This is a genomic window from Shigella dysenteriae (assembly GCF_022354085.1).
Taxonomy (GTDB): domain Bacteria; phylum Pseudomonadota; class Gammaproteobacteria; order Enterobacterales; family Enterobacteriaceae; genus Escherichia; species Escherichia coli.
In genome coordinates, this window is the sequence record NZ_CP055055.1 from 1,489,768 (window position 1) to 1,513,418 (window position 23,651).

The 23,651-nt window shown below is 49.9% G+C and carries 18 protein-coding genes; 7 read left to right on the plus strand and 11 right to left on the minus strand.

Annotation, left to right across the window (positions count from 1 at the left end; translation table 11 throughout):
* Positions 1-121: 121 nt before the first annotated feature.
* The 5 genes from sucA (at position 122) to HUZ68_RS06995 (ending at position 8,037) form a co-directional block, all read left to right on the plus strand.
* Positions 122-2,923 carry a 2-oxoglutarate dehydrogenase E1 component gene (gene sucA / locus HUZ68_RS06975; RefSeq protein WP_001181473.1) on the plus strand — a complete coding sequence of 934 codons (2,802 nt, stop codon included), beginning with the start codon at positions 122-124 and terminating at the stop codon, positions 2,921-2,923.
* Positions 2,924-2,937: 14 nt separating this feature from the next.
* Positions 2,938-4,155, plus strand: coding sequence for a 2-oxoglutarate dehydrogenase complex dihydrolipoyllysine-residue succinyltransferase (gene odhB / locus HUZ68_RS06980; protein ID WP_000099823.1), 1,218 nt, complete (start codon positions 2,938-2,940; stop codon positions 4,153-4,155).
* A 275-nt stretch (positions 4,156-4,430) separates the two neighbouring features.
* Positions 4,431-5,597: an ADP-forming succinate--CoA ligase subunit beta gene (gene sucC, locus HUZ68_RS06985; protein ID WP_001048602.1), complete on the plus strand. Its 1,167-nt coding sequence runs from the start codon at positions 4,431-4,433 to the stop codon at positions 5,595-5,597.
* Positions 5,597-6,466 (plus strand): succinate--CoA ligase subunit alpha, encoded by an 870-nt coding sequence (gene sucD / locus HUZ68_RS06990; RefSeq protein ID WP_000025458.1) that lies wholly within the window; start codon positions 5,597-5,599, stop codon positions 6,464-6,466. The genes sucC and sucD overlap by 1 nt, the downstream gene beginning before the upstream one ends.
* Before the next feature lie 665 nt (positions 6,467-7,131).
* Positions 7,132-8,037: a LysR family transcriptional regulator gene (locus tag HUZ68_RS06995; RefSeq protein ID WP_033815528.1), complete on the plus strand. Its 906-nt coding sequence runs from the start codon at positions 7,132-7,134 to the stop codon at positions 8,035-8,037.
* A 33-nt stretch (positions 8,038-8,070) separates the two neighbouring features.
* On the opposite strand, the gene cobO is transcribed toward HUZ68_RS06995, so the two are convergent.
* From cobO to HUZ68_RS07050, 11 genes are all read right to left on the minus strand, one after another.
* The gene (cobO, locus tag HUZ68_RS07000; RefSeq protein WP_000388207.1) at positions 8,071-8,673 is read right to left on the minus strand and encodes a cob(I)yrinic acid a,c-diamide adenosyltransferase; all 603 of its coding nucleotides are present in this window, start codon (positions 8,671-8,673) and stop codon (positions 8,071-8,073) included.
* 9 nt (positions 8,674-8,682) lie between these two features.
* A complete protein-coding gene (locus HUZ68_RS07005; protein WP_239594085.1) occupies positions 8,683-10,335 on the minus strand; it encodes a class I fumarate hydratase in 1,653 nt (550 codons plus the stop codon).
* Between the two features lie 107 nt (positions 10,336-10,442).
* Positions 10,443-11,723 (minus strand): dicarboxylate/amino acid:cation symporter, encoded by a 1,281-nt coding sequence (locus HUZ68_RS07010; protein WP_129468713.1) that lies wholly within the window; start codon positions 11,721-11,723, stop codon positions 10,443-10,445.
* 160 nt (positions 11,724-11,883) lie between these two features.
* Positions 11,884-12,201 carry a DUF4387 domain-containing protein gene (locus HUZ68_RS07015; RefSeq protein ID WP_001601933.1) on the minus strand — a complete coding sequence of 106 codons (318 nt, stop codon included), beginning with the start codon at positions 12,199-12,201 and terminating at the stop codon, positions 11,884-11,886.
* Complete coding sequence (locus HUZ68_RS07020) at positions 12,198-13,568, minus strand: acyclic terpene utilization AtuA family protein (protein ID WP_000124257.1); 1,371 nt, start codon at positions 13,566-13,568, stop codon at positions 12,198-12,200. The genes HUZ68_RS07015 and HUZ68_RS07020 overlap by 4 nt, the downstream gene beginning before the upstream one ends.
* Positions 13,569-13,571: 3 nt before the next feature.
* Positions 13,572-14,813: a methylaspartate ammonia-lyase gene (locus HUZ68_RS07025; RefSeq protein WP_000695038.1), complete on the minus strand. Its 1,242-nt coding sequence runs from the start codon at positions 14,811-14,813 to the stop codon at positions 13,572-13,574.
* A complete protein-coding gene (locus tag HUZ68_RS07030) occupies positions 14,813-16,258 on the minus strand; it encodes a methylaspartate mutase subunit E (RefSeq protein ID WP_000423321.1) in 1,446 nt (481 codons plus the stop codon). Before HUZ68_RS07030 ends, HUZ68_RS07025 begins: the two co-directional genes overlap by 1 nt.
* An 18-nt stretch (positions 16,259-16,276) precedes the next feature.
* On the minus strand, positions 16,277-17,665 hold the full coding sequence (gene glmL / locus HUZ68_RS07035; RefSeq protein WP_033815530.1) for a methylaspartate mutase accessory protein GlmL: 1,389 nt from the start codon (positions 17,663-17,665) through the stop codon (positions 16,277-16,279).
* A complete protein-coding gene (glmS, locus tag HUZ68_RS07040; RefSeq protein WP_000710390.1) occupies positions 17,665-18,114 on the minus strand; it encodes a methylaspartate mutase subunit S in 450 nt (149 codons plus the stop codon). Before glmS ends, glmL begins: the two co-directional genes overlap by 1 nt.
* Before the next feature lie 547 nt (positions 18,115-18,661).
* Complete coding sequence (locus HUZ68_RS07045; RefSeq protein WP_074431078.1) at positions 18,662-19,084, minus strand: hypothetical protein; 423 nt, start codon at positions 19,082-19,084, stop codon at positions 18,662-18,664.
* Between the two features lie 80 nt (positions 19,085-19,164).
* On the minus strand, positions 19,165-20,109 hold the full coding sequence (locus HUZ68_RS07050; RefSeq protein WP_064754122.1) for a hypothetical protein: 945 nt from the start codon (positions 20,107-20,109) through the stop codon (positions 19,165-19,167).
* 804 nt (positions 20,110-20,913) lie between these two features.
* On the opposite strand from HUZ68_RS07050, the gene cydA reads away from it, so the two are divergent.
* On the plus strand, positions 20,914-22,482 hold the full coding sequence (gene cydA / locus HUZ68_RS07055; RefSeq protein ID WP_000884361.1) for a cytochrome ubiquinol oxidase subunit I: 1,569 nt from the start codon (positions 20,914-20,916) through the stop codon (positions 22,480-22,482).
* 15 nt (positions 22,483-22,497) lie between these two features.
* On the plus strand, positions 22,498-23,637 hold the full coding sequence (gene cydB, locus HUZ68_RS07060) for a cytochrome d ubiquinol oxidase subunit II (protein ID WP_000568275.1): 1,140 nt from the start codon (positions 22,498-22,500) through the stop codon (positions 23,635-23,637).
* Positions 23,638-23,651 lie beyond the last annotated feature (14 nt).

Below are 23,651 nucleotides of genomic sequence, written 5' to 3' on the forward strand. Positions count from 1 at the left end.
AAGGTTCCTTCGCGAGCCACTACGTAGACAAGAGCTCGCAAGTGAACCCCGGCACGCACATCACTGTGCGTGGTAGTATCCACGGCGAAGTAAGCATAAAAAAGATGCTTAAGGGATCACGATGCAGAACAGCGCTTTGAAAGCCTGGTTGGACTCTTCTTACCTCTCTGGCGCAAACCAGAGCTGGATAGAACAGCTCTATGAAGACTTCTTAACCGATCCTGACTCGGTTGACGCTAACTGGCGTTCGACGTTCCAGCAGTTACCTGGTACGGGAGTCAAACCGGATCAATTCCACTCTCAAACGCGTGAATATTTCCGCCGCCTGGCGAAAGACGCTTCACGTTACTCTTCAACGATCTCCGACCCTGACACCAATGTGAAGCAGGTTAAAGTCCTGCAGCTCATTAACGCATACCGCTTCCGTGGTCACCAGCATGCGAATCTCGATCCGCTGGGACTGTGGCAGCAAGATAAAGTGGCCGATCTGGATCCGTCTTTCCACGATCTGACCGAAGCAGACTTCCAGGAGACCTTCAACGTCGGTTCATTTGCCAGCGGCAAAGAAACCATGAAACTCGGCGAACTGCTGGAAGCCCTCAAGCAAACCTACTGCGGCCCGATTGGTGCCGAGTATATGCACATTACCAGCACCGAAGAAAAACGCTGGATCCAACAGCGTATCGAGTCTGGTCGCGCGACTTTCAATAGCGAAGAGAAAAAACGCTTCTTAAGCGAACTGACCGCCGCTGAAGGCCTTGAACGTTACCTCGGCGCAAAATTCCCTGGCGCAAAACGCTTCTCGCTGGAAGGCGGTGACGCGTTAATCCCGATGCTTAAAGAGATGATTCGCCACGCTGGCAACAGCGGCACCCGCGAAGTGGTTCTCGGGATGGCGCACCGTGGTCGTCTGAACGTGCTGGTGAACGTGCTGGGTAAAAAACCGCAAGACTTGTTCGACGAGTTTGCCGGTAAACATAAAGAACACCTCGGCACGGGTGACGTGAAATACCACATGGGCTTCTCGTCTGACTTCCAGACCGATGGCGGCCTGGTGCACCTGGCGCTGGCGTTTAACCCGTCTCACCTTGAGATTGTAAGCCCGGTAGTTATCGGTTCTGTTCGTGCCCGTCTGGACAGACTTGATGAGCCGAGCAGCAACAAAGTGCTGCCAATCACCATCCACGGTGACGCCGCAGTGACCGGGCAGGGCGTGGTTCAGGAAACCCTGAACATGTCGAAAGCGCGTGGTTATGAAGTTGGCGGTACGGTACGTATCGTTATTAACAACCAGGTTGGTTTCACCACCTCTAATCCGCTGGATGCCCGTTCTACACCGTACTGTACTGATATCGGTAAGATGGTTCAGGCACCGATTTTCCACGTTAACGCGGATGATCCGGAAGCCGTTGCCTTTGTGACCCGTCTGGCGCTCGATTTCCGTAACACCTTTAAACGTGATGTCTTCATCGACCTGGTGTGCTACCGCCGTCACGGCCACAACGAAGCCGACGAGCCGAGCGCAACCCAGCCGCTGATGTATCAGAAAATCAAAAAACATCCGACGCCGCGCAAAATCTATGCTGACAAGCTGGAGCAGGAAAAAGTGGCGACGCTGGAAGATGCCACCGAGATGGTTAACCTGTACCGCGATGCGCTGGATGCTGGCGATTGCGTAGTGGCAGAGTGGCGTCCGATGAACATGCACTCTTTCACCTGGTCGCCGTATCTCAACCACGAATGGGACGAAGAGTACCCGAACAAAGTTGAGATGAAGCGCCTGCAGGAGCTGGCGAAACGCATCAGCACGGTGCCGGAAGCAGTTGAAATGCAGTCTCGCGTTGCCAAGATTTATGGCGATCGCCAGGCAATGGCAGCCGGTGAGAAACTGTTCGACTGGGGCGGCGCGGAAAACCTCGCTTACGCCACGCTGGTTGATGAAGGCATTCCGGTTCGCCTGTCGGGTGAAGACTCCGGTCGCGGTACCTTCTTCCACCGCCACGCGGTGATCCACAACCAGTCTAACGGTTCCACTTACACGCCGCTGCAACACATCCATAACGGCCAGGGCGCGTTCCGTGTCTGGGACTCCGTACTTTCTGAAGAAGCCGTGCTGGCGTTTGAATACGGTTATGCCACCGCAGAACCACGCACCCTGACCATCTGGGAAGCGCAGTTCGGTGACTTCGCCAACGGCGCACAGGTGGTTATCGACCAGTTCATCTCCTCTGGCGAGCAGAAATGGGGCCGGATGTGTGGCCTGGTGATGTTGCTGCCGCACGGTTACGAAGGGCAGGGGCCGGAGCACTCCTCCGCGCGTCTGGAACGTTATCTGCAACTTTGTGCTGAGCAAAACATGCAGGTGTGCGTACCGTCTACCCCGGCACAGGTTTACCACATGCTGCGTCGTCAGGCGCTGCGCGGGATGCGTCGTCCGCTGGTCGTGATGTCGCCGAAATCCCTGCTGCGTCATCCGCTGGCGGTTTCCAGCCTCGAAGAACTGGCGAACGGCACCTTCCTGCCAGCCATCGGTGAAATCGACGAGCTTGATCCGAAGGGCGTGAAGCGCGTAGTGATGTGTTCTGGTAAGGTTTATTACGACCTGCTGGAACAACGTCGTAAGAACAATCAACACGATGTCGCCATTGTGCGTATCGAGCAACTCTACCCGTTCCCGCATAAAGCGATGCAGGAAGTGTTGCAGCAGTTTGCTCACGTCAAGGATTTTGTCTGGTGCCAGGAAGAGCCGCTCAACCAGGGCGCATGGTACTGCAGCCAGCATCATTTCCGTGAAGTGATTCCGTTTGGGGCTTCTCTGCGTTATGCAGGCCGCCCGGCCTCCGCCTCTCCGGCGGTAGGGTATATGTCCGTTCACCAGAAACAGCAACAAGATCTGGTTAATGACGCGCTGAACGTCGAATAAATAAAGGATACACAATGAGTAGCGTAGATATTCTGGTCCCTGACCTGCCTGAATCCGTAGCCGATGCCACCGTCGCAACCTGGCATAAAAAACCCGGCGACGCAGTCGTACGTGATGAAGTGCTGGTAGAAATCGAAACTGACAAAGTGGTACTGGAAGTACCGGCATCAGCAGACGGCATTCTGGATGCGGTTCTGGAAGATGAAGGTACAACGGTAACGTCTCGTCAGATCCTTGGTCGCCTGCGTGAAGGCAACAGCGCCGGTAAAGAAACCAGCGCCAAATCTGAAGAGAAAGCGTCCACTCCGGCGCAACGCCAGCAGGCGTCTCTGGAAGAGCAAAACAACGATGCGTTAAGCCCGGCGATCCGTCGCCTGCTGGCTGAACATAACCTCGACGCCAGCGCCATTAAAGGCACCGGTGTGGGTGGTCGTCTGACTCGTGAAGATGTGGAAAAACATCTGGCGAAAGCCCCGGCGAAAGAGTCTGCTCCGGCAGCGGCTGCTCCGGCAGCGCAACCGGCTCTGGCTGCACGTAGCGAAAAACGTGTCCCGATGACTCGCCTGCGTAAGCGTGTGGCAGAGCGTCTGCTGGAAGCGAAAAACTCCACCGCCATGCTGACCACGTTCAACGAAGTCAACATGAAGCCGATTATGGATCTGCGTAAGCAGTACGGTGAAGCGTTTGAAAAACGCCACGGCATCCGTCTGGGCTTTATGTCCTTCTACGTGAAAGCGGTGGTTGAAGCCCTGAAACGTTACCCGGAAGTGAATGCTTCTATCGACGGCGATGACGTGGTTTACCACAACTATTTCGACGTCAGCATGGCGGTTTCTACGCCGCGCGGCCTGGTGACGCCGGTTCTGCGTGATGTCGATACCCTCGGCATGGCAGACATCGAGAAGAAAATCAAAGAGCTGGCAGTCAAAGGCCGTGATGGCAAGCTGACGGTTGAAGATCTGACCGGTGGTAACTTCACCATCACCAACGGTGGTGTGTTCGGTTCCCTGATGTCTACGCCGATCATCAACCCGCCGCAGAGCGCAATTCTGGGTATGCACGCTATCAAAGATCGTCCGATGGCGGTGAATGGTCAGGTTGAGATCCTGCCGATGATGTACCTGGCGCTGTCCTACGATCACCGTCTGATCGATGGTCGCGAATCCGTGGGCTTCCTGGTAACGATCAAAGAGTTGCTGGAAGATCCGACGCGTCTGCTACTGGACGTGTAGTAGTTTAAGTTTCACCTGCACTGTAGACCGGATAAGACATTATCGCCTTCTCCGGCAATTGAAGCCTGATGCGACGCTTAACGCGTCTTATCAGGCCTACGGGAAGCACCGATGTAGGTCGGATAAGGCGCTCGCGCCGCATCCGACAAGCGATGCCAGATGCGACGCTTACACGTCTTATCAGGCCTACGGGTGACCGACAATACCCGGGAGCGATACGAAATATTCGGTCTACGGTTTAAAAGATAACGATTACTGAAGGATGGACAGAACACATGAACTTACATGAATATCAGGCAAAACAACTGTTTGCCCGCTATGGCTTACCAGCACCGGTGGGTTATGCCTGTACTACTCCGCGCGAAGCAGAAGAAGCCGCTTCAAAAATCGGTGCCGGTCCGTGGGTAGTGAAATGTCAGGTTCACGCTGGTGGCCGCGGTAAAGCGGGCGGTGTGAAAGTTGTAAACAGCAAAGAAGACATCCGTGCTTTTGCAGAAAACTGGCTCGGCAAGCGTCTGGTAACGTATCAAACAGATGCTAATGGCCAACCGGTTAACCAGATTCTGGTTGAAGCAGCGACCGATATCGCTAAAGAGCTGTATCTCGGTGCCGTTGTAGACCGTAGTTCCCGTCGCGTGGTCTTTATGGCCTCCACCGAAGGCGGCGTGGAAATCGAAAAAGTGGCGGAAGAAACTCCGCATCTGATCCACAAAGTTGCGCTTGATCCACTGACTGGCCCGATGCCGTATCAGGGACGCGAGCTGGCGTTCAAACTGGGTCTGGAAGGTAAACTGGTTCAGCAGTTCACCAAAATCTTCATGGGCCTGGCGACCATTTTCCTGGAACGCGATCTGGCGCTGATCGAAATCAACCCGCTGGTCATCACCAAACAGGGTGATCTGATTTGCCTCGACGGCAAACTGGGCGCTGATGGCAACGCACTGTTCCGCCAGCCTGATCTGCGCGAAATGCGTGACCAGTCGCAGGAAGATCCACGTGAAGCACAGGCTGCACAGTGGGAACTGAACTACGTTGCGCTGGACGGTAACATCGGTTGTATGGTTAACGGCGCAGGTCTGGCGATGGGTACGATGGACATCGTTAAACTGCACGGCGGCGAACCGGCTAACTTCCTTGACGTTGGCGGCGGCGCAACCAAAGAACGTGTAACCGAAGCGTTCAAAATCATTCTCTCTGACGACAAAGTGAAAGCCGTTCTGGTTAACATCTTCGGCGGTATCGTTCGTTGCGACCTGATCGCTGACGGTATCATCGGCGCGGTAGCGGAAGTGGGTGTTAACGTACCGGTCGTGGTACGTCTGGAAGGTAACAACGCCGAACTCGGCGCGAAGAAACTGGCTGACAGCGGCCTGAATATTATTGCAGCAAAAGGTCTGACGGATGCAGCTCAGCAAGTTGTTGCCGCAGTGGAGGGGAAATAATGTCCATTTTAATTGATAAAAACACCAAGGTTATCTGCCAGGGCTTTACCGGTAGCCAGGGGACTTTCCACTCTGAACAGGCCATTGCATACGGCACCAAAATGGTTGGCGGTGTAACCCCAGGTAAAGGCGGTACTACCCACCTCGGCCTGCCGGTGTTCAACACCGTGCGTGAAGCTGTTGCTGCTACTGGCGCTACCGCTTCTGTTATCTACGTACCAGCACCGTTCTGCAAAGACTCCATTCTGGAAGCCATCGACGCAGGCATCAAACTGATTATCACCATCACTGAAGGCATCCCGACGCTGGATATGCTGACTGTGAAAGTGAAACTGGACGAAGCAGGCGTTCGTATGATCGGCCCGAACTGCCCAGGCGTTATCACCCCGGGTGAATGCAAAATTGGTATCCAACCGGGTCACATTCACAAACCGGGTAAAGTGGGTATCGTTTCCCGTTCCGGTACACTGACCTATGAAGCGGTTAAACAGACCACGGATTATGGTTTCGGTCAGTCGACCTGTGTCGGTATCGGCGGTGACCCGATCCCTGGCTCTAACTTTATCGACATTCTCGAAATGTTCGAAAAAGATCCGCAGACCGAAGCGATCGTGATGATCGGTGAGATCGGCGGTAGCGCTGAAGAAGAAGCAGCTGCGTACATCAAAGAGCACGTTACCAAGCCAGTTGTGGGTTACATCGCTGGTGTGACTGCGCCGAAAGGCAAACGTATGGGCCACGCGGGTGCCATCATTGCCGGTGGGAAAGGGACTGCGGATGAGAAATTCGCTGCTCTGGAAGCCGCAGGCGTGAAAACCGTTCGCAGCCTGGCGGATATCGGTGAAGCACTGAAAACTGTTCTGAAATAAATATCTGTAATAAGAAATAGCCCTCGCCGCTTCCCTCTACAGGAATGCGAAGGGCTGTCGGTTTCGACATGGTTGGCCATCGTATGATGGCCTTTTTTATGCCTTAAACGGTTAACCACGGTCGAAATCTGACTGCAGGCTTGACTGCATGACCACAGCCACTGTGGATTGCCGCGACCGACCGCAAGCCATGAATAAGAACGACGGCGAATTTCGAATCGTTACCTGATGCACTGGCTTCCCAGCGTTTGACCGTAGCGTTAAGTAAATCAACAAAAGCGATGTTCACCGCTTTTCGTCAAGTCGTGCCATTTGTCAGCCAGGATCGGGTCTTTACCCCGGATATTGCAGCATCGCAAAAATTCTTAGAGGGATATGCTATAAATCAAAAATAAAATCTTTGTTGATTGTTTATCATAATATCCACAGATATGATAAATGATATCAATTTAATAATTTTCACTTAATGTGATTCCGGATAATTCGAAAGGCGCTGTGCTTTTCGGATTATTATTATCTGATTAAGATATTTGTCACGCCAGCCTTACTGGTTTATAAATGTCAATCATGATTCTTATAAATTATTTATTGCTGCTTTGGTTACCATTACTTCGTAATAAGTAATGTATTTTTGATGGTTTAAACTATTTTTAAGGGACGGCATTATGCGAGGGAAAATACCTAAAACGGAATTGCTGGTGACTTTTGAGGTCGTCGCACGTCATGAAAGTTATACCAGAGCGGCAGAGGAGTTAGCGTTAACCCAAAGTGCAGTATTCAGACAAGTAAGTGCGCTGGAGGAATTTTTACGTACTCCGTTATTTTCACACTCTAAAAAACGCATTTTTCTTAATGATGCAGGGAAGTATTACCTGGGGATAGTAAAAGAAACATTAAATAAGCTGGAACGCGATACCAATACCATTATGACCTGGCAGCCTACGGTTCAGGTTATTGAACTTGCCGTTAATCCTACTTTTAGTACCCACTGGTTGATCCCAAATTTACATGAATTCACAAAGTTACATCCCGATATTATTGTTAATATTCATTCTTTAGCTAATAACGGCGATTTTCTTAATCGGGAGTACGATGCTGTCATTATGCGCGAAAATTTTTGCGCGCCCTGGGCGGAAGTAGAATATCTCTTTGATGAGGAGATTTTGCCGGTATGCAGCGGCAGTTTGCTTGCAATGTCCGATCAAAAGCTGTCAGTGGCAGAACTGCTTACTGAGTTACCGCTTCTGCATCAAAGCACCCGTATTACTGGCTGGGAAGAGTGGTTTGCTTTATCTGGCGTTAGCAGTCCGTTGGTCAATAACGGACCACGTTTCGATTTGCTTTCAATGCTGATTGCCGCCGTGCGCTCTAATCTCGGCGTGGCGCTGTTACCACGTTTCGCTATTCAACATGATTTGGATAGGGGCGATATGGTGATTCCCTGTGATGTGCCTATTCGTACCGGTAATCGTTTTATTATGACGTGGCAGGAAGAGAAGTCTGACTCACCGCACTTGCAGCAATTTCGTGAATGGTTGCTGGCGAAATCGGTCGTACCGCAGGAGATGTAAAACCTGCGCCTGGCGGGATGCCAGGCGCAGTTATTACCAGTCGATACCCGGCTGGGCCTGAATGCCGTTATCAAAAGCATGTTTGACGGGGCGGATTTCGCTTACCGTATCCGCCATTTTTAATATCTGACTGTGGCAACCGCGTCCGGTGACAATGACACTTTGTTGTGCCGGGCGGTTTTGCAGAGAAGCGATCACTTCTTCGGTATCCAAATAATGGTAAGCCAGCATATAGGTCAGCTCATCAAGCACCACTAAGTCGTAACGCTTGTCAGCCAGCATCCGTTTGCTTTCCGACCAGACCTCTTTCGCCGCGTCGATATCCGCTTGCCGGTTCTGTGTCTCCCAGGTAAAACCGGTTCCCATAATATGAAACTCAACCCCCAGCGGCTGGAGAAGGTTGTATTCGCCGTTGTCCCATTGCCCCTTGATGTACTGCGCAACCCCCACCGTTTTGCCATGACCCACCGCGCGCGTCACAGTACCAAACGCGGCAGTGGATTTCCCTTTGCCGTTGCCGGTGAAAACAATCAAGATCCCTTTTTTCTCTATCGCCGCCGCGACGCGCGTATCGACCTGTTCCTTCAATTTCTGTTGGCGCTGCACATGCCGTTCAGTTGAAATTCGCGCTTCCATTCATTTTCCTTAATGTCCCGCAGGGCAACTGGCGCAGCGGTGTTGCTGCTCAAACTGACTAAAGAAATTATTGCCTTTATCATCTACCAGGATGAATGCGGGCAGATTTTCTACTTCCATCATCCACACCGCTTCCATACCCAGCTCCGGGTATTCCAGGCAACGCAGACTTTTGACATATTCTTGCGCCAGTAACGCAGCTGCACCGCCAATACTTCCCAGATTGAAGCCGCCATGTTTGTGACAGGCATCGGTGACCTGCTGGCTGCGGTTACCTTTCGATAACATCACCAGACTGCCGCCGGCCGCCTGGAAGGTATCGATATAACCATCCATTCGACCGCCCGTGGTTGGACCCAGTGAACCGCAAGCCATGTTCTCCGGTGTTTTCGCCGGACCAGCGTAATAGACAATATGATGCTTCAGGTAATCCGGCATCGATTCGCCGCTATCCAGCCGCGCTTTTATTTTGGCGTGGGCGATATCGCGCGCCACTACGATGGGACCACTTAACGACACGCGGGTGCCTACCGGTAATCTGGCGAGATCCAGCATCACGTCACGCAACGGACGGTTTAGATCCAGTTGTACATGTTGCGCGTGATTTTCTTCCCGCAATGAGGCTGGAATATATTGCCCCGGATTGTGTTCGAGTTTTTCCAGCCAGATACCGTGTTTGTTAATTTTTGCTTTGATATTGCGATCGGCAGAACAGGAGAGCGCCATAGCTATCGGGCAAGAGCCACCGTGACGCGGCAGACGCATGACGCGAATATCATGAGCGAAATATTTCCCCCCAAATTGTGCACCAATACCAAATTGCTGACTGGCCTCGAGCAACGCTTTTTCCAGCTCAATATCACGGAATGCTTGTCCCTGCTCGTTTCCGCTGGTGGGTAAATTGTCGTAATATTTCGTTGAGGCCAGCTTGGCAATTTTTAAGGTTTGATCGGCTGAAAGCCCTCCGACGACAAAGGCGATGTGGTAAGGCGGGCAGGCAGCGGTGCCCAGCGATTTCATTTTTTCGATTAAAAATGCGGTCAGTTTTTCTGGTTGCAATAAGGATTTGGTTTCCTGATAAAGCGCGGCTTTATTGGCGGAGCCGCCCCCTTTATTAACACAGAGAAAATGGTACTCATCACCAGCGACAGCGCTGATATCAATCTGCGCCGGGAGATTGGTTTGCGTATTGACTTCGGTATACATATCCAGCGGCGCATTTTGTGAAAAGCGCAGATTATTTTCCTGGAAAGTACTGTAAATGCCTTTGCTTAAGGCTTCAGCGTCGTTACCTCCCGTCCATATCTGTTGCCCTTTACTGGCAACAATAGTTGCGGTGCCGGTATCCTGACAGTTGGGTAATACCCCTTTTGCTGAGACTTCAGCATTACGTAATAACTGCAACGCAACGTATTTATCATTACTACTGGCCTGCGGATCGTTAAGAATGCTGGCGACCTGTTGCAAATGAGCGGAACGTAAGAAAAAAGAGGCTTCATAAAATGCCTGCCGGGCAAGCAGCGTTAATGCTTCAGGAGCGATTTTTATCACTTCTTCGCCGTCTAATTCCGTTACTGTAATATGTTGATCGCTAATTAATGTATATTCCGTACCGTCTTTATTTTGTAGAAACGGTTCTTGCCAGATAAATGGTTTGGACATATTTCACTTTTCACCTTAAACGTTAGTGTTACTTAATTGCCGTCTAACTTCATGATCCGGCTTATAAAAATGCGTAGTCATTGGCTTCTGATTGCTTAAGATCCCCCTCAGGGCAGAGCAACGTTCGATTCATTGGGTTTTAATGCTTTACCCCGACAGCCCTCGCCGAAATGTTCGCCTTCCCACCGACTCACCATCGCAGCGCCCATTGCGTTGCTCATGACGTTTGTCGCGGAACGCCCCATATCAAGGAACGGATCAACGCCCATCAGCAAGATCAGCCCCGCTTCCGGAATATTGAACTGGTTGAGCGTGGCGGCGATAACCACCATTGAGGCGCGTGGTACGCCAGCCATTCCTTTCGAGGTCAACATCAGGATCAACAGCATGGTGATTTGCTCACCGATGGATAAATGGATATTGCAGGCCTGGGCAATGAAAACTGTGGCGAAGGAGCAGTAGGCCATTGATCCAACGAGATTAAATGAGTAGCCAATGGGTAAGACAAAGCTGGCAATTTTGGGGGAAACGCCAAATTGCTCCAGTTTTTCAAGCGTTCCCGGAAAAGCCGCTTCAGAACTGGATGTGGTAAATGCCAGCAGGGCGGGTTCCGAAAGGGCGCGGGTCAGGCGTCTGATGCAGGGGCCGACATAAACGATGGCCAGCCCGATAAGCAGCACCCAAAGTAACAACATGGTGAAATAAAATTCACCCATAAAGATCCCGGCGCTCACCATAACGGCCAGTCCTCGTTCAGCAATCAATGCTGAAATAGCGGCGAATACGGTCAGGGGAGCGAAGAGCATGACGTAGCCAGTGAGCTTTAACATGGCATGTGCCAGCGAATCTAAGGCGTGAACGATGGCGCTGCCTTTCTCGCCAATCGCCGTCAGGCTACAGCCGAGGAAAATTGAGAACACCACGATTTGCAAAATTTCATTGTGCGCCATGGCATCGACAATGCTGGTGGGGAAAGCATGCGAAATAAATACTTTTAGCGTAAAGGGTTCTGACGCGACCACTCCTGTGGTTTCGGCACCGTGTGCAACAAAATTAATTCCTGTGCCTGGCATGAAGAAATTTACCGTTATCAAGCCTAAGGCAATTGACAGCAATGAGGCGCAAATAAATAAAAAGAGTGTTTTAGAAAAAATACGACCAAGGGCTTTGACATCGCCCATTTTAGCAATACCTACCACCAGGGTAGAGACCACTAACGGAGCGATAATCATTTTTATCAGTCGTAAGAAAATCGTCGTGAATATCGATATTTCTTGCGCATAGAGTTTTGCTGTTTCCGGTGAAACAGTGTTATTAAGCACTACGCCGATAATCATTCCAAGTACCAGCGCCAAAAGAATCATCGTGGTTAAACTTATTTTCTTCATTTTTTCCTCCATCAGGTGCACGGCGATAAATCAGAATCAGGAGAAGTAGATGCCTGAATAGAGATTCAGGCATCTACCTGCTATTACAACCTTACAAATAGCTGAAGTGTTGAACTGCAATAAGTGACGGGATGTCAGTTGGCTAAAAGTATTCGGATTATTACAAATCGAAACTCATATTTAATAAAGGTGCATGTTGCTGTGCACCATAGACATCATTGTCACCTACATTCCCGGAGATAATATCTCGTGGCATGACGATTTTTACTGCGTTAGAAGGATCAAACCAGACAATACGATGAATAAAGTCTGGTTTAACATGATATAAGCGCGCAATCAGTTCTGGGGTTAATTGCCCTGATGATTTAACTCGCTCATAGTTTTCTTTCGTTTTAAATAAAATATCTAAAACCAGTTCGTAAGGTCCGGCATTTTTCGAACGAATGACTTGCGCCAGTGAGACAATTGACTGTTTCATGCCTGAACTCCTTCTGGCGTCACCTGTTCAATATGGAAATCAAAACGCAGAGCGTCGTTGGCTTCAATCAGGTGATATATGGAAAATTCGTATACCGGCCCGCCCTGGATATCAGAAGGGGAGAACGGGAACGCCAGATTACCTGCGGTAGCGATGCGGTTTTCATAGCCGTAGTGCAGCATGGTAGAGCGCACCAGCGAGCAAACGCTGTTGGCAATTTCCTGGGTCGGTGCAACTACATCAAGGACAATCCCCAGCTCATGCCCGGCAGTTTGCATCGGTTCATGGTCTCCCATCACCCCGTTTTTGCCGTACAGGTGGAAATTGATGCGAATGCTGTCATCGTCGAGCGACAGGTTACGCGAAACGCTGGTTTTGACTTCATCGATGATTTTATCGATCCCGGCGATCATAATCGGGTCGCGCGTTCCGGCGATGGTCAGACAGCGGAAGCCCACCCGTCGTGCACCTTCCAGTTTCAGGGCATACGGCGTTTCTTCATGCTTAGAACCGCTGACGTAGACTTCGCCGTCATTGACTGCTTTAAATGTGCAGCCTTTCAGGTTCAACACGCCGCCAGGTCCTGGCAGGAAGTAGGGATCGGATTTCTCATACAGTGTGTGTGCAGCTGCTGACGTTTCGGTAAATTTACGCTTCGGATTAAATGTCTTCAGCGTAAAGCCGTTGTCATCAATGATGCCCATCGCACAGTCAGAGCCTGAGCCGGGCGTTGCGGCGATTGCTGCGCACTCAAGGATTTTCCCACAATGCAGCGCCAGACCTTCATCAAAGCCTTGCATGATCGGGAGCGCAGCAAAGCAGGCCGGGTCGTAAGCGCGCCCGCCCAGCACCACTTGCGCGCCTTCTTTCAGCGCCCGCTGGAAGGGTTCGATGCCCATTTGCGCGACGATATACGTACTTTCGTCAATCGCGTCGTGGGTTAACGGCGGGACAAACTCCAGCGCCGTGATTTTGCCGTTATCCAGCGCCTGGTGGACGATGGCTTTGTCAACGTCTGCCGGGATCAACGCCATCGAGAACGAGAGGTGCTCTTCCTGGGCAATCTCATGAATTATTTCTCGGCACCACTCCAGGTGTGGTGCGGCACCAGAACCGCCGGCCGTTCCGATCACCACCGGTATATTATTTTGCACGCCTGCGGTGATCATATAGCGCAGATCGCGCTTGACCCCTGCGCGATCGGTAAACGGTTTGCCTGCCCCGAGGTAGTGGGGGCCTGGATCGGAAGAGCCTGCATCAACGGCGATCAGATCGGGCGATTCTGCCATCGCTTTGCGGAAGCTCTCTTCCGGGAATCCATACCCGAGGATTGCCGTTGGCGATAAGACTTTAAAAGAACGAGCCATTTGTTAATCCTTAGCCTGCAACAGCGCGATAGTACGATTCATTTCGTTGAAGACAATATCGAGGCCTTCGTCAAAGCCCATCCCTGGTTTTACCAGCATACGCATAGGGCGAGCGGCAAGGGCGACGTGGACACAGGTGCGGGCGCTGACATCAGTTTCATTGCAGGTGCCGCCCTGGTACGCTTCCATGCTGTGGCTATTGCAGTAAAGAACCGCATCGACGATGTTGTGAATACTGCCCAGATCCGGAGTTTTGATTTGCACCATGTGACAACTGGCAGCATCAGTGAAATCAACAATATCCTGGTAGGTGTTACACCATTCATCGGCCACAATTTTCACGCCGGAACCGAGGCGCGTCAGCTCTTTGGTAATCGCGGTCAGCAGGCGAATTTGATCGGGCTTGTTACCGGCATCGACCGGCCCTTCGATGTAGAGCGGCAGGCCTTGCGCTTCTTTTTCCAGGCTGGCGATGTATTGCGCACAGCGAAGCGGATCCATATCGAAGATCAGACCGATAGTGCCGTATACATCGATGTGCAGGGTTGGGTGGTAGCGTGCGCTGGTGCGCTTGCTCAGAATGCGATCCGATAACCAGCGGACATATTCGCGCAGTTTTTCACCTTTAAAGCCCAGCTTCTCTTCGACGTTATTAATCAGCGCATGGGGCAGCACGTCGATGCCTTTAAGGATCATCTTATCGACGGCGATATATCGATCGTCGCCGCTCTGACCAAATAATGGAATGGATTCCGCCACGCGTGGCAACTGCCATTCATCACAGACCACTTCAGTTTTCAGACGGCCGGTTGCCAGCGCGGTAGCATCAAGCAGCGCCTGTGATAATCCGTAGCGCACGGCGGTATGCAGCAAGTTGCCGTCAATACGCAATTTGTCGAAGAAACGGGCATTCGGCAGGAAAGCATCCACATCGCGGCCTACCAGTAATGGCTTGATATGGTCGTTGAGGAACGGAATAAAGTGCTCTGCGAGGAACAGTGGATCGCGACCGCCTGCCCCGGAATACTGTACGGCAGTACAGTCACCTACGGCGACCGCGCCGTTTTCCAGAATCAACTGTACCGATACGCACTCCCCGGCCTGACGTACGGCGTTAAACCCCTGTGTTACTGGCTCCCCGGTATAAAAAAAGCCGTCATGACCCGCTCCGTTTTTTATCGCCTGCTGGTCATCGAAATAGAATGAGGAGTAGCCAGCGGTGAACAGAGCCTGTTTTATTTTCATTATGGTCTTCCTATTAATTTACTGTGGGATACAGCATTGATGTCATCTACAACCATCTGGAATGTCGGTTGGCGTCCTTCAAAGCGTGCGCGTTCCGCAACGTAATCGTGGTGGAGGTCGAGAATATCTTTTGGCAATGGAACGGCTCCGGCTTCCAGTACGCGTATCGCGCCGGTGTTGTCACGGACCGGAAGAATTTTGCCCGCGTTGCAGGCGGCTGGCGCAAACGGCACATCCAGTACGCCCGCTTCAAATGCCAGCACCGTACCGCGCGCAATATCACCATTACCCAGTTCGAACACTTTATTCAGTACCGCGCGAACCTCGCTCTTAATCAGTTCAATTTCCAGTTCAACCGCAGGGCACGGCGGGAATTTCTGCTCGTTGACCATGTTGAGCATCTGGCGGGAGGCTTTCAGCCCCTGAATGTTGGCAGCGGCAGTCGGGATGCCCCAGGCTTCGTGCGGACTTTTGGTGATGACTTTGGTGGCACCAGACATCCCCGCGACGGCTGCGCCCCATGAGATAATAGCGAACGCTTTCGATTCGTCTTCCGGAAAGCCGCCCATCCACTGGTGAAACACGGTACTCAATTCATAGTCGGTATAGCCATAGCTCTGAAAATATTCGTGTGCAAGTTCACGCAGAGACTGGATCGCCGCAACATCCTGCGTCAGGCTGCCGACCTGTCCATAACCAACGGTGATAGATTTCACACCCTGTTCCAGCGCCAGCAAGCCTTCGATTATCGCGATAGAGTGCGAGATAAACGGCGGGATCAGCGTACCTGTTAGTGGGCCAAACGGTTCGCGGTTGATGCGGATCCCGTGTTCTTCATACATCCCCATTAAACGGTCGCAGTACTGCCAGTCGCGGATCGATTTTTCCAGCGTTACGCGTTTGGCATACGGAATGTTGTAGGAAATGCCACCGCCTTCATAACTGGTAAAGCCGCTGGCCATTGAGATTTCAGCCAGCAGACGCGCATCTGGCGTGCCGTGGCGGATCTGTAGCGGTTTTTGCAGGGTTTCGGTGAGGCGACGGCAAGCTGCGACACCATGGTTAACTACCGGTAAACCGTTCAGTTTAGAGGTTCCGGCTTCGATGGATTTTTTAATCCCTACAGCCGCTTCTTCGTACCGATTCAGACGGGTATATGCATCGATGGTGCTTGGCAGCAGATCGCACTCTTCTTGTAGTGTTTTCAGCAGTTCGATGTGTTCGTCCATCAGCGCCACACCTGCGCGCGGTTGGCTAAGGGTTTTACCTTCCTTGTCTGCTTTCAGCAGCGCAAGAGAGAAGCGTTTATGCTCAGGGATGGTTTGTTGGTATTTAACGCCATCTTCAAAGTTTTCAACATCCTTGCCGGTTTCCCAGGTTTTCAGTACCTGTTGCCGCTCGGTCATGAATTCGTCATGGGTTAATTTCTTATTTCGAAGTTCCATTGATTGCAGCCTTAATTGTTATAGGGTTAAGCATTGAATACTGGTGCGCGCGGCGGCCAGCGGATCGACTCTGGCGACGTTTGCCAGCAGTGGTAATAGCCCCCGGGAATCGCGGTAATATTCAAATTCGGTCGGTAAGAGAATGCGTTTACCGTCGTCGTTTAACTCGCGGTATTTCAACCAGTGATGCATATCGAACTGACTGGCACGCGAGAGCCATCCGCCGGATCCGACGACTTTACGCACGGTTGTCAGGTCACGTCCCATCTGTAAATCGACATTGCCGACGCAGGTGCAGACCTCTTTTTTGGTGCCCGCATGTCTTTCGGTGGCATAACCCACACACAGTCCGGCCAGGACGGTATCGAAATATTTCTCTTCTGCATTTGCGGGTAAGTAGTCGGGATGAGCGACTAGATGACGGAGGTAATGATAAAAAGCGTCCAGCTGTGCGGGTTGCTGAGCAAAATTCACATTGACTAACTCTTTCGCACTTTCACCAACCACCACTGCCGAGACGCGCATTCCCAGATCGCCTTCCACCGTCCGTTTTACGAAGGGTTCCGGTACGCCGTGTAAAACGGTGTCGGGCGAGAGCGTGTTGGCACAGGCGGAATAAACATCGGTGGTTGCGCCGCCCATGTCGATCAGCATGAACTCTTTCCAGCTGTGATCGACGTTACTGATTGCCTTGACCAGTTCAAAGACCGTCCATGGTGTCGGCATTGGTTCTTCGCCTGTTTTATCAACAATGACATCCAGCCCTTTCCCTTTAACGATGCGTTTAAGGAATATGTCGCAAATAGCATGGCGTGCGGCTAAAGGGTTCGGATGGTCAAGATCGGGCAGAACATTGTCGACGATGGTCAGGTCTTTATGCCCGAGGATCTCCTGCACCTCGTCCTGAATATCCCGGTTTCCGGCATAAATAATGGCGCAGTCGAGTTTGGATTCTGCCAGCACACGGGCGTTATTCAGTCCGTAGCTTTCTTCTCCGCCGTCGGTGCCGCCGGTGAACAAGAGAATATCGGGCTGCGTTTCTTCCAGTGCCTGGATATCACGGCGGTTCAGCTTGTAGGCGTAATATTGCGCAATTTTAGCACCCGCAGAGTGAGCGGTTACTTTCGCGGTTTCCAGGGTGATAGAAGGCACCAATCCCATTGCGGCAACCGCCAGCCCACCTTTGGCAGAGGAGGAATACTTCAATGCAACCTCACCGCTGTTTAACAGGGGGAGGGCATTATCTACGTTTAACACCTGGTTCAGGCTGGAGAAAAACCCCTTCGCCAGATGATGGGTGGTGGTTGGGGTCAGTACGTGGTTAACCAACGTTAACGCGTCCCCCTCCCGGGTGAAGAGGGCTGCTTTGGTCCACGTCGATCCAATATCGACAGAGACGATTTGCATCAGATAGCCTCTTCAAGAATACGAGTATCAACGTCATGACGTTGGTTGATATCGTGGGCCATCAGCTGACAAACATCTTCTAAGTCATGACTTGGGGCAAAGACGCGATCAAATCCCATCTCTTTGAATTTGGTTTCCACGTCAGCGAAGTCATGTTTTCCGACCACCAGGTTACCGCCCACATAGAGCAGGATGTCCCCCAGTCCACGCTCGATGCAGCGTTCGCGCATGCCCAGACAGTCGATATCGCCATGCCCATAGATAGAGGAGACGACAATCGCGTCAGCGCCAGTTTCAATGGCCGCATCAATATATTCGTCCTGGCTGACCATTACGCCCAGATTAATGACTCTGAAGTCGTGGTTGCTAAAAACGCGGTCCAGAACTTTATTGCCTACTGCATGGCAGTCCGCGCCAATAACGCCAATCACAAGTGTTGCTTTCTTCATGGGTAATCCTTTGTAAGACAGAGAGTAAAATAAGTTACACACGTCGTATTTATGGCCGTTCATAACGGCACAGGTTTAATATCACAGGAGTGTCTTTATCTGACCGTAATGTTGCAATTGATCTATTTTCAAAATGTCTTTCGGGAAATGATTGTTTAAAGTATGTTTTTAAATTCTCATGTTAATTCAGTGTGTTATGTCAACTAATGTCATGAATGTTAAATTTTTAAAATTAACTTGATTTGGTGTATTGAGATAATTGTGATCTACTTCTAATTTGCATTTTTGTGACGTGGTTTTAGCCATGAGTAAATGCATTTCATAAGATTTAAGTCGAATTTCACTGCAATTCATCTCTGCTTAATGTAAAAATAATGTTGAAAATAACAAATGGTTAATGATTCATGCGAATTATGACCTTAGTTAGCTCTTTTGATTTTTCGTAAAAAAGAGAGGTACATGAAGGTGCTACCAGTATGAGTAACGTTAATCAAAGGTTTTATTACGTCTGGCAATAACGCAGGCCATTTTTCGCGACAGGGTGGATTTAATCAGTATAATCCTCATACAATATTTCAGGATTAACTGAACCGTTAACCGGGTTTTGGTGTTGAAATTTAGAAATGGCGGAGTCAATCAATGAAGACAGTATCGAAAAAATAACTGTGTCAGAACTAATTTCAATTAATCCTTCTCGTTGCTGACCAAAAAAGATATTTATCTTGATTTCATTTGTACTACGGCAATCAATATGCAGTAATTTTTGATCGCTGAGATTTTCTGTTTCATAAATGTTTTTGGCGATAGTCGGATGTATTGATGCCAGACATCTGCTCAGATAAGCCAGATCCTTTAGGGAACACCCCGCTGAGTAGAGGATGTCAGAGAATTTTTGTGTGTCAACTGTTGGCTCTGAAGCGTATGTTGCATTGACAGGAAGAGTATTGAAAGAGATCTGAGATGGTATCATTATTTAAATCTTTCCGTGAGTAATAAAAATTAATCCCCGGGCATTGTTTAGCAATATTTGCCACAGGGGATATATAAAAATTAAAGTATTTGATTGGCATCGGTTAACTGATCAATAACCAGTGCCAGATTGGTAAACATTTTGAAAAAGCGATACTGGCTCGGAATATCTCTTTCAAAGACGAAACATTCAATGTCATTGTTTGAAAAATAAAGGACTAGTGTTGCTGATTCGTCAGGAAAAATATGGAAATATATCTGGTTACCAGAAGGAGGATAGTCCAGAAGAAGGGTATCTTTGCCCGTCACATACCTGTTGTGGTCGTGGATGCTGCGCTCACACTTCATCAGAGGTGTCATGATACTCATGTATTCATCTGATGTTAATATATTAAAATCACCATCCATTTTAAAGAAACGATAAAGTAACAGTATATCCTCTTGCGTAACCGGTTCGTTTGTTTTTAGAGGGAAATAAGTGGGAACCAGAAGATGAGGTTCTAATCTATTTTGTTGAGCGCTATAACTAAATTTGAACATAAATTCCGGAACGCTCATCAATTGAGCGACATAATTATGCCTGGCTTCAAAAATTTTAACTTTTATCAGGTTAAATAAGTCTGTTTCGTCATCCTGTATTACAAGACATTGGCCATAGCAGCCAGGCTTTTTTTCATTATAAGCAGAAACGGTTATTCTGTCAGAGGTGTCAACGTTATATTCAAAAGCCAGATAGTGACCTTCTTCATCGCGATTTGTTTCCAGATTATTTAAATTCATCACATGAAGTGTTTGCAATGCTGATTCAATGAGCTGTTGACTCTCTGAGGTAAATGTTTCGCGCTGCGTTGTATAAAGTGTATCAATTCCAACGACTATCCGATGTGGATCAAGGATGGCGGCAATCATCTTTATTACCTGCACAGTCACGGGTGATGTCATTGATTCTTCATCTGTTTTTAGAGGATCATTAGATGGCCAACCTGAGAAGCGATTGACAGCCGAACCGATATTATCAGGACTCATAGCAGCAACCTCATTGTAATCAAGCGAGGCGCTGAGCGTACTCGGCTATAGAAAAACTAACTTGCAAAAATCGCTCATTTTTCATTTATCAGGCGAAAGTGGTCTCTGTACACTCAGAAACAATCACTCCCGCTAAGTCATACCTGTTTCATCGATACATTTAAGTGATTATTACTAATGAAACAATAACATAACGGGCTTACGGCCGGTGCTCATAAAGGCAACAATCAATTAACTTTGATAAAAATATGTTATGTAAAATAGCAACAAATTGGCTACTCTAATCAATTGGTATTATAAAAGTGGATAAGGCGGTTCTGTTAAATAAAATACTGGTTTTTTATCTATACCTTTTCATTGTAATAATTGTGTTGCGTAAATATTTCACAATAAATTAACAATAAAATCACCAATGATCTATGGTTTATACATAATTAACATATTTGGTTGGTTTTGATATAAATCAATTTTTAATTCTTGAAAAAAATCTGCAAAACACGATAAATTGTCGTAGATCAAATTGGTGAGATCGTGACAATTTCGCTATAAATTGATCACTGTCGAAAAATGCAAATTTGCTCAATAAAAACCTGTTTATTGTAAGGATTTTGCGGCGTAATATAATTACGGGATCAATTTGGTTTATTCATTAACATATTTGTAACTTTTTTATCATTGTCTTTTCCTCTTTTGATGAAATGGCAACGATAGAGGCGAGCAAATAATTTTGTATTGGGGCATGCGTGTGACCCTTTCTAACGGGGTTCACTCTCGGAGTCTTCATGCGATGAGCAAGGAGTCATGATGTTAGATATAGTCGAACTGTCGCGCTTACAGTTTGCCTTGACCGCGATGTACCACTTCCTTTTTGTGCCACTGACGCTCGGTATGGCGTTCCTGCTGGCCATTATGGAAACGGTCTACGTCCTTTCCGGCAAACAGATTTATAAAGATATGACCAAGTTCTGGGGCAAGTTGTTTGGTATCAACTTCGCTCTGGGTGTGGCTACCGGTCTGACCATGGAGTTCCAGTTCGGGACTAACTGGTCTTACTATTCCCATTATGTAGGGGATATCTTCGGTGCGCCGCTGGCAATCGAAGGTCTGATGGCCTTCTTCCTCGAATCCACCTTTGTAGGTCTGTTCTTCTTCGGTTGGGATCGTCTGGGTAAAGTTCAGCATATGTGTGTCACCTGGCTGGTGGCGCTCGGTTCAAACCTGTCCGCACTGTGGATTCTGGTTGCGAACGGCTGGATGCAAAACCCAATCGCGTCCGATTTCAACTTTGAAACTATGCGTATGGAGATGGTGAGCTTCTCCGAGCTGGTGCTTAACCCGGTTGCTCAGGTGAAATTCGTTCACACTGTAGCGTCTGGTTATGTTACTGGCGCGATGTTCATCCTCGGTATCAGCGCATGGTATATGCTGAAAGGTCGTGACTTCGCCTTCGCTAAACGCTCCTTTGCTATCGCTGCCAGCTTCGGTATGGCTGCCGTTCTGTCTGTTATTGTTCTGGGTGATGAATCTGGTTACGAAATGGGCGACGTGCAGAAAACCAAACTGGCTGCTATTGAAGCTGAGTGGGAAACGCAACCTGCGCCTGCTGCCTTTACTCTGTTCGGCATTCCTGATCAGGAAGAGGAGACGAACAAATTTGCGATCCAGATCCCTTACGCGCTGGGCATCATTGCAACGCGTTCCGTGGATACTCCAGTTATCGGCCTGAAAGAACTGATGGTGCAGCATGAAGAACGCATTCGTAACGGGATGAAGGCGTACTCTCTGCTCGAACAACTGCGTTCTGGTTCTACCGACCAGGCGGTTCGTGACCAGTTCAATAGCATGAAGAAAGACCTCGGTTACGGTCTGCTGCTGAAACGCTATACGCCAAACGTGGCTGATGCGACTGAAGCTCAGATTCAACAGGCAACCAAAGACTCCATTCCGCGTGTAGCGCCGCTGTACTTCGCGTTCCGTATCATGGTGGCGTGTGGCTTCCTGCTGCTGGCAATCATCGCGCTCTCTTTCTGGAGTGTCATCCGCAACCGCATTGGCGAGAAAAAATGGCTGCTGCGCGCCGCGCTGTACGGTATTCCGCTGCCGTGGATTGCTGTAGAAGCGGGCTGGTTCGTGGCTGAATATGGCCGCCAACCGTGGGCTATCGGTGAAGTGCTGCCGACAGCTGTGGCGAACTCGTCACTGACCGCAGGCGATCTCATCTTCTCAATGGTGCTGATTTGCGGCCTGTATACCCTGTTCCTGGTGGCAGAATTGTTCTTAATGTTCAAGTTTGCACGCCTCGGCCCAAGCAGCCTGAAAACCGGTCGCTATCACTTTGAGCAGTCTTCCACGACTACTCAGCCGGCACGCTAAGACAGGAGTCGTCAAATGATCGATTATGAAGTATTGCGTTTTATCTGGTGGCTGCTGGTTGGCGTTCTGCTGATTGGTTTTGCAGTCACTGACGGTTTCGACATGGGGGTGGGCATGCTCACCCGTTTCCTCGGTCGTAACGACACCGAGCGTCGAATTATGATTAACTCCATCGCACCACACTGGGACGGTAACCAGGTTTGGCTGATCACCGCAGGCGGCGCACTGTTTGCTGCCTGGCCGATGGTCTATGCCGCTGCGTTTTCCGGCTTCTATGTGGCGATGATCCTCGTGCTGGCGTCTTTGTTCTTCCGTCCGGTCGGTTTTGACTACCGCTCCAAGATTGAAGAAACCCGCTGGCGTAACATGTGGGACTGGGGCATCTTCATTGGTAGCTTCGTTCCGCCGCTGGTGATTGGTGTAGCGTTCGGTAACCTGTTGCAGGGCGTACCGTTCAACGTTGATGAATATCTGCGTCTGTACTACACCGGTAACTTCTTCCAGTTGCTTAACCCGTTCGGCCTGCTGGCAGGCGTGGTGAGCGTAGGGATGATCATTACTCAGGGCGCGACTTATCTGCAGATGCGTACCGTGGGCGAACTGCACCTGCGTACCCGTGCAACGGCTCAGGTGGCGGCACTGGTGACACTGGTCTGCTTCGCACTAGCTGGCGTATGGGTGATGTACGGTATCGATGGTTATGTCGTGAAATCGACAATGGACCATTACGCAGCCTCTAACCCGCTGAATAAAGAAGTGGTTCGTGAAGCTGGCGCATGGCTGGTTAACTTCAACAACACGCCAATTCTGTGGGCTATTCCGGCACTGGGTGTGGTTCTGCCGCTGCTGACCATCCTGACTGCACGTATGGATAAAGCCGCGTGGGCGTTTGTGTTCTCCTCCCTGACGCTGGCCTGCATCATCCTGACTGCCGGTATCGCAATGTTCCCGTTTGTGATGCCGTCCAGCACCATGATGAACGCAAGTCTGACAATGTGGGATGCAACTTCCAGCCAGCTGACACTTAACGTCATGACCTGGGTTGCGGTGGTTCTGGTACCGATCATTCTGCTCTACACCGCCTGGTGTTACTGGAAAATGTTCGGTCGTATCACCAAAGAAGATATTGAACGTAACACCCACTCTCTGTACTAAGTAAGGAGCTAAAA

Bases quoted from the DNA above. Each gene is read 5' to 3' on its own strand.
- sucA (WP_001181473.1), top strand. From the start codon at position 122: ATGCAGAACAGCGCTTTGAAAGCCTGGTTGGACTCTTCTTACCTCTCT.
- odhB (WP_000099823.1), top strand. From the start codon at position 2,938: ATGAGTAGCGTAGATATTCTGGTCCCTGACCTGCCTGAATCCGTAGCC.
- sucC (WP_001048602.1), top strand. From the start codon at position 4,431: ATGAACTTACATGAATATCAGGCAAAACAACTGTTTGCCCGCTATGGC.
- sucD (WP_000025458.1), top strand. From the start codon at position 5,597: ATGTCCATTTTAATTGATAAAAACACCAAGGTTATCTGCCAGGGCTTT.
- HUZ68_RS06995 (WP_033815528.1), top strand. From the start codon at position 7,132: ATGCGAGGGAAAATACCTAAAACGGAATTGCTGGTGACTTTTGAGGTC.
- cobO (WP_000388207.1), bottom strand. From the start codon at position 8,673: ATGGAAGCGCGAATTTCAACTGAACGGCATGTGCAGCGCCAACAGAAA.
- HUZ68_RS07005 (WP_239594085.1), bottom strand. From the start codon at position 10,335: ATGTCCAAACCATTTATCTGGCAAGAACCGTTTCTACAAAATAAAGAC.
- HUZ68_RS07010 (WP_129468713.1), bottom strand. From the start codon at position 11,723: ATGAAGAAAATAAGTTTAACCACGATGATTCTTTTGGCGCTGGTACTT.
- HUZ68_RS07015 (WP_001601933.1), bottom strand. From the start codon at position 12,201: ATGAAACAGTCAATTGTCTCACTGGCGCAAGTCATTCGTTCGAAAAAT.
- HUZ68_RS07020 (WP_000124257.1), bottom strand. From the start codon at position 13,568: ATGGCTCGTTCTTTTAAAGTCTTATCGCCAACGGCAATCCTCGGGTAT.
- HUZ68_RS07025 (WP_000695038.1), bottom strand. From the start codon at position 14,813: ATGAAAATAAAACAGGCTCTGTTCACCGCTGGCTACTCCTCATTCTAT.
- HUZ68_RS07030 (WP_000423321.1), bottom strand. From the start codon at position 16,258: ATGGAACTTCGAAATAAGAAATTAACCCATGACGAATTCATGACCGAG.
- glmL (WP_033815530.1), bottom strand. From the start codon at position 17,665: ATGCAAATCGTCTCTGTCGATATTGGATCGACGTGGACCAAAGCAGCC.
- glmS (WP_000710390.1), bottom strand. From the start codon at position 18,114: ATGAAGAAAGCAACACTTGTGATTGGCGTTATTGGCGCGGACTGCCAT.
- HUZ68_RS07045 (WP_074431078.1), bottom strand. From the start codon at position 19,084: ATGATACCATCTCAGATCTCTTTCAATACTCTTCCTGTCAATGCAACA.
- HUZ68_RS07050 (WP_064754122.1), bottom strand. From the start codon at position 20,109: ATGAGTCCTGATAATATCGGTTCGGCTGTCAATCGCTTCTCAGGTTGG.
- cydA (WP_000884361.1), top strand. From the start codon at position 20,914: ATGTTAGATATAGTCGAACTGTCGCGCTTACAGTTTGCCTTGACCGCG.
- cydB (WP_000568275.1), top strand. From the start codon at position 22,498: ATGATCGATTATGAAGTATTGCGTTTTATCTGGTGGCTGCTGGTTGGC.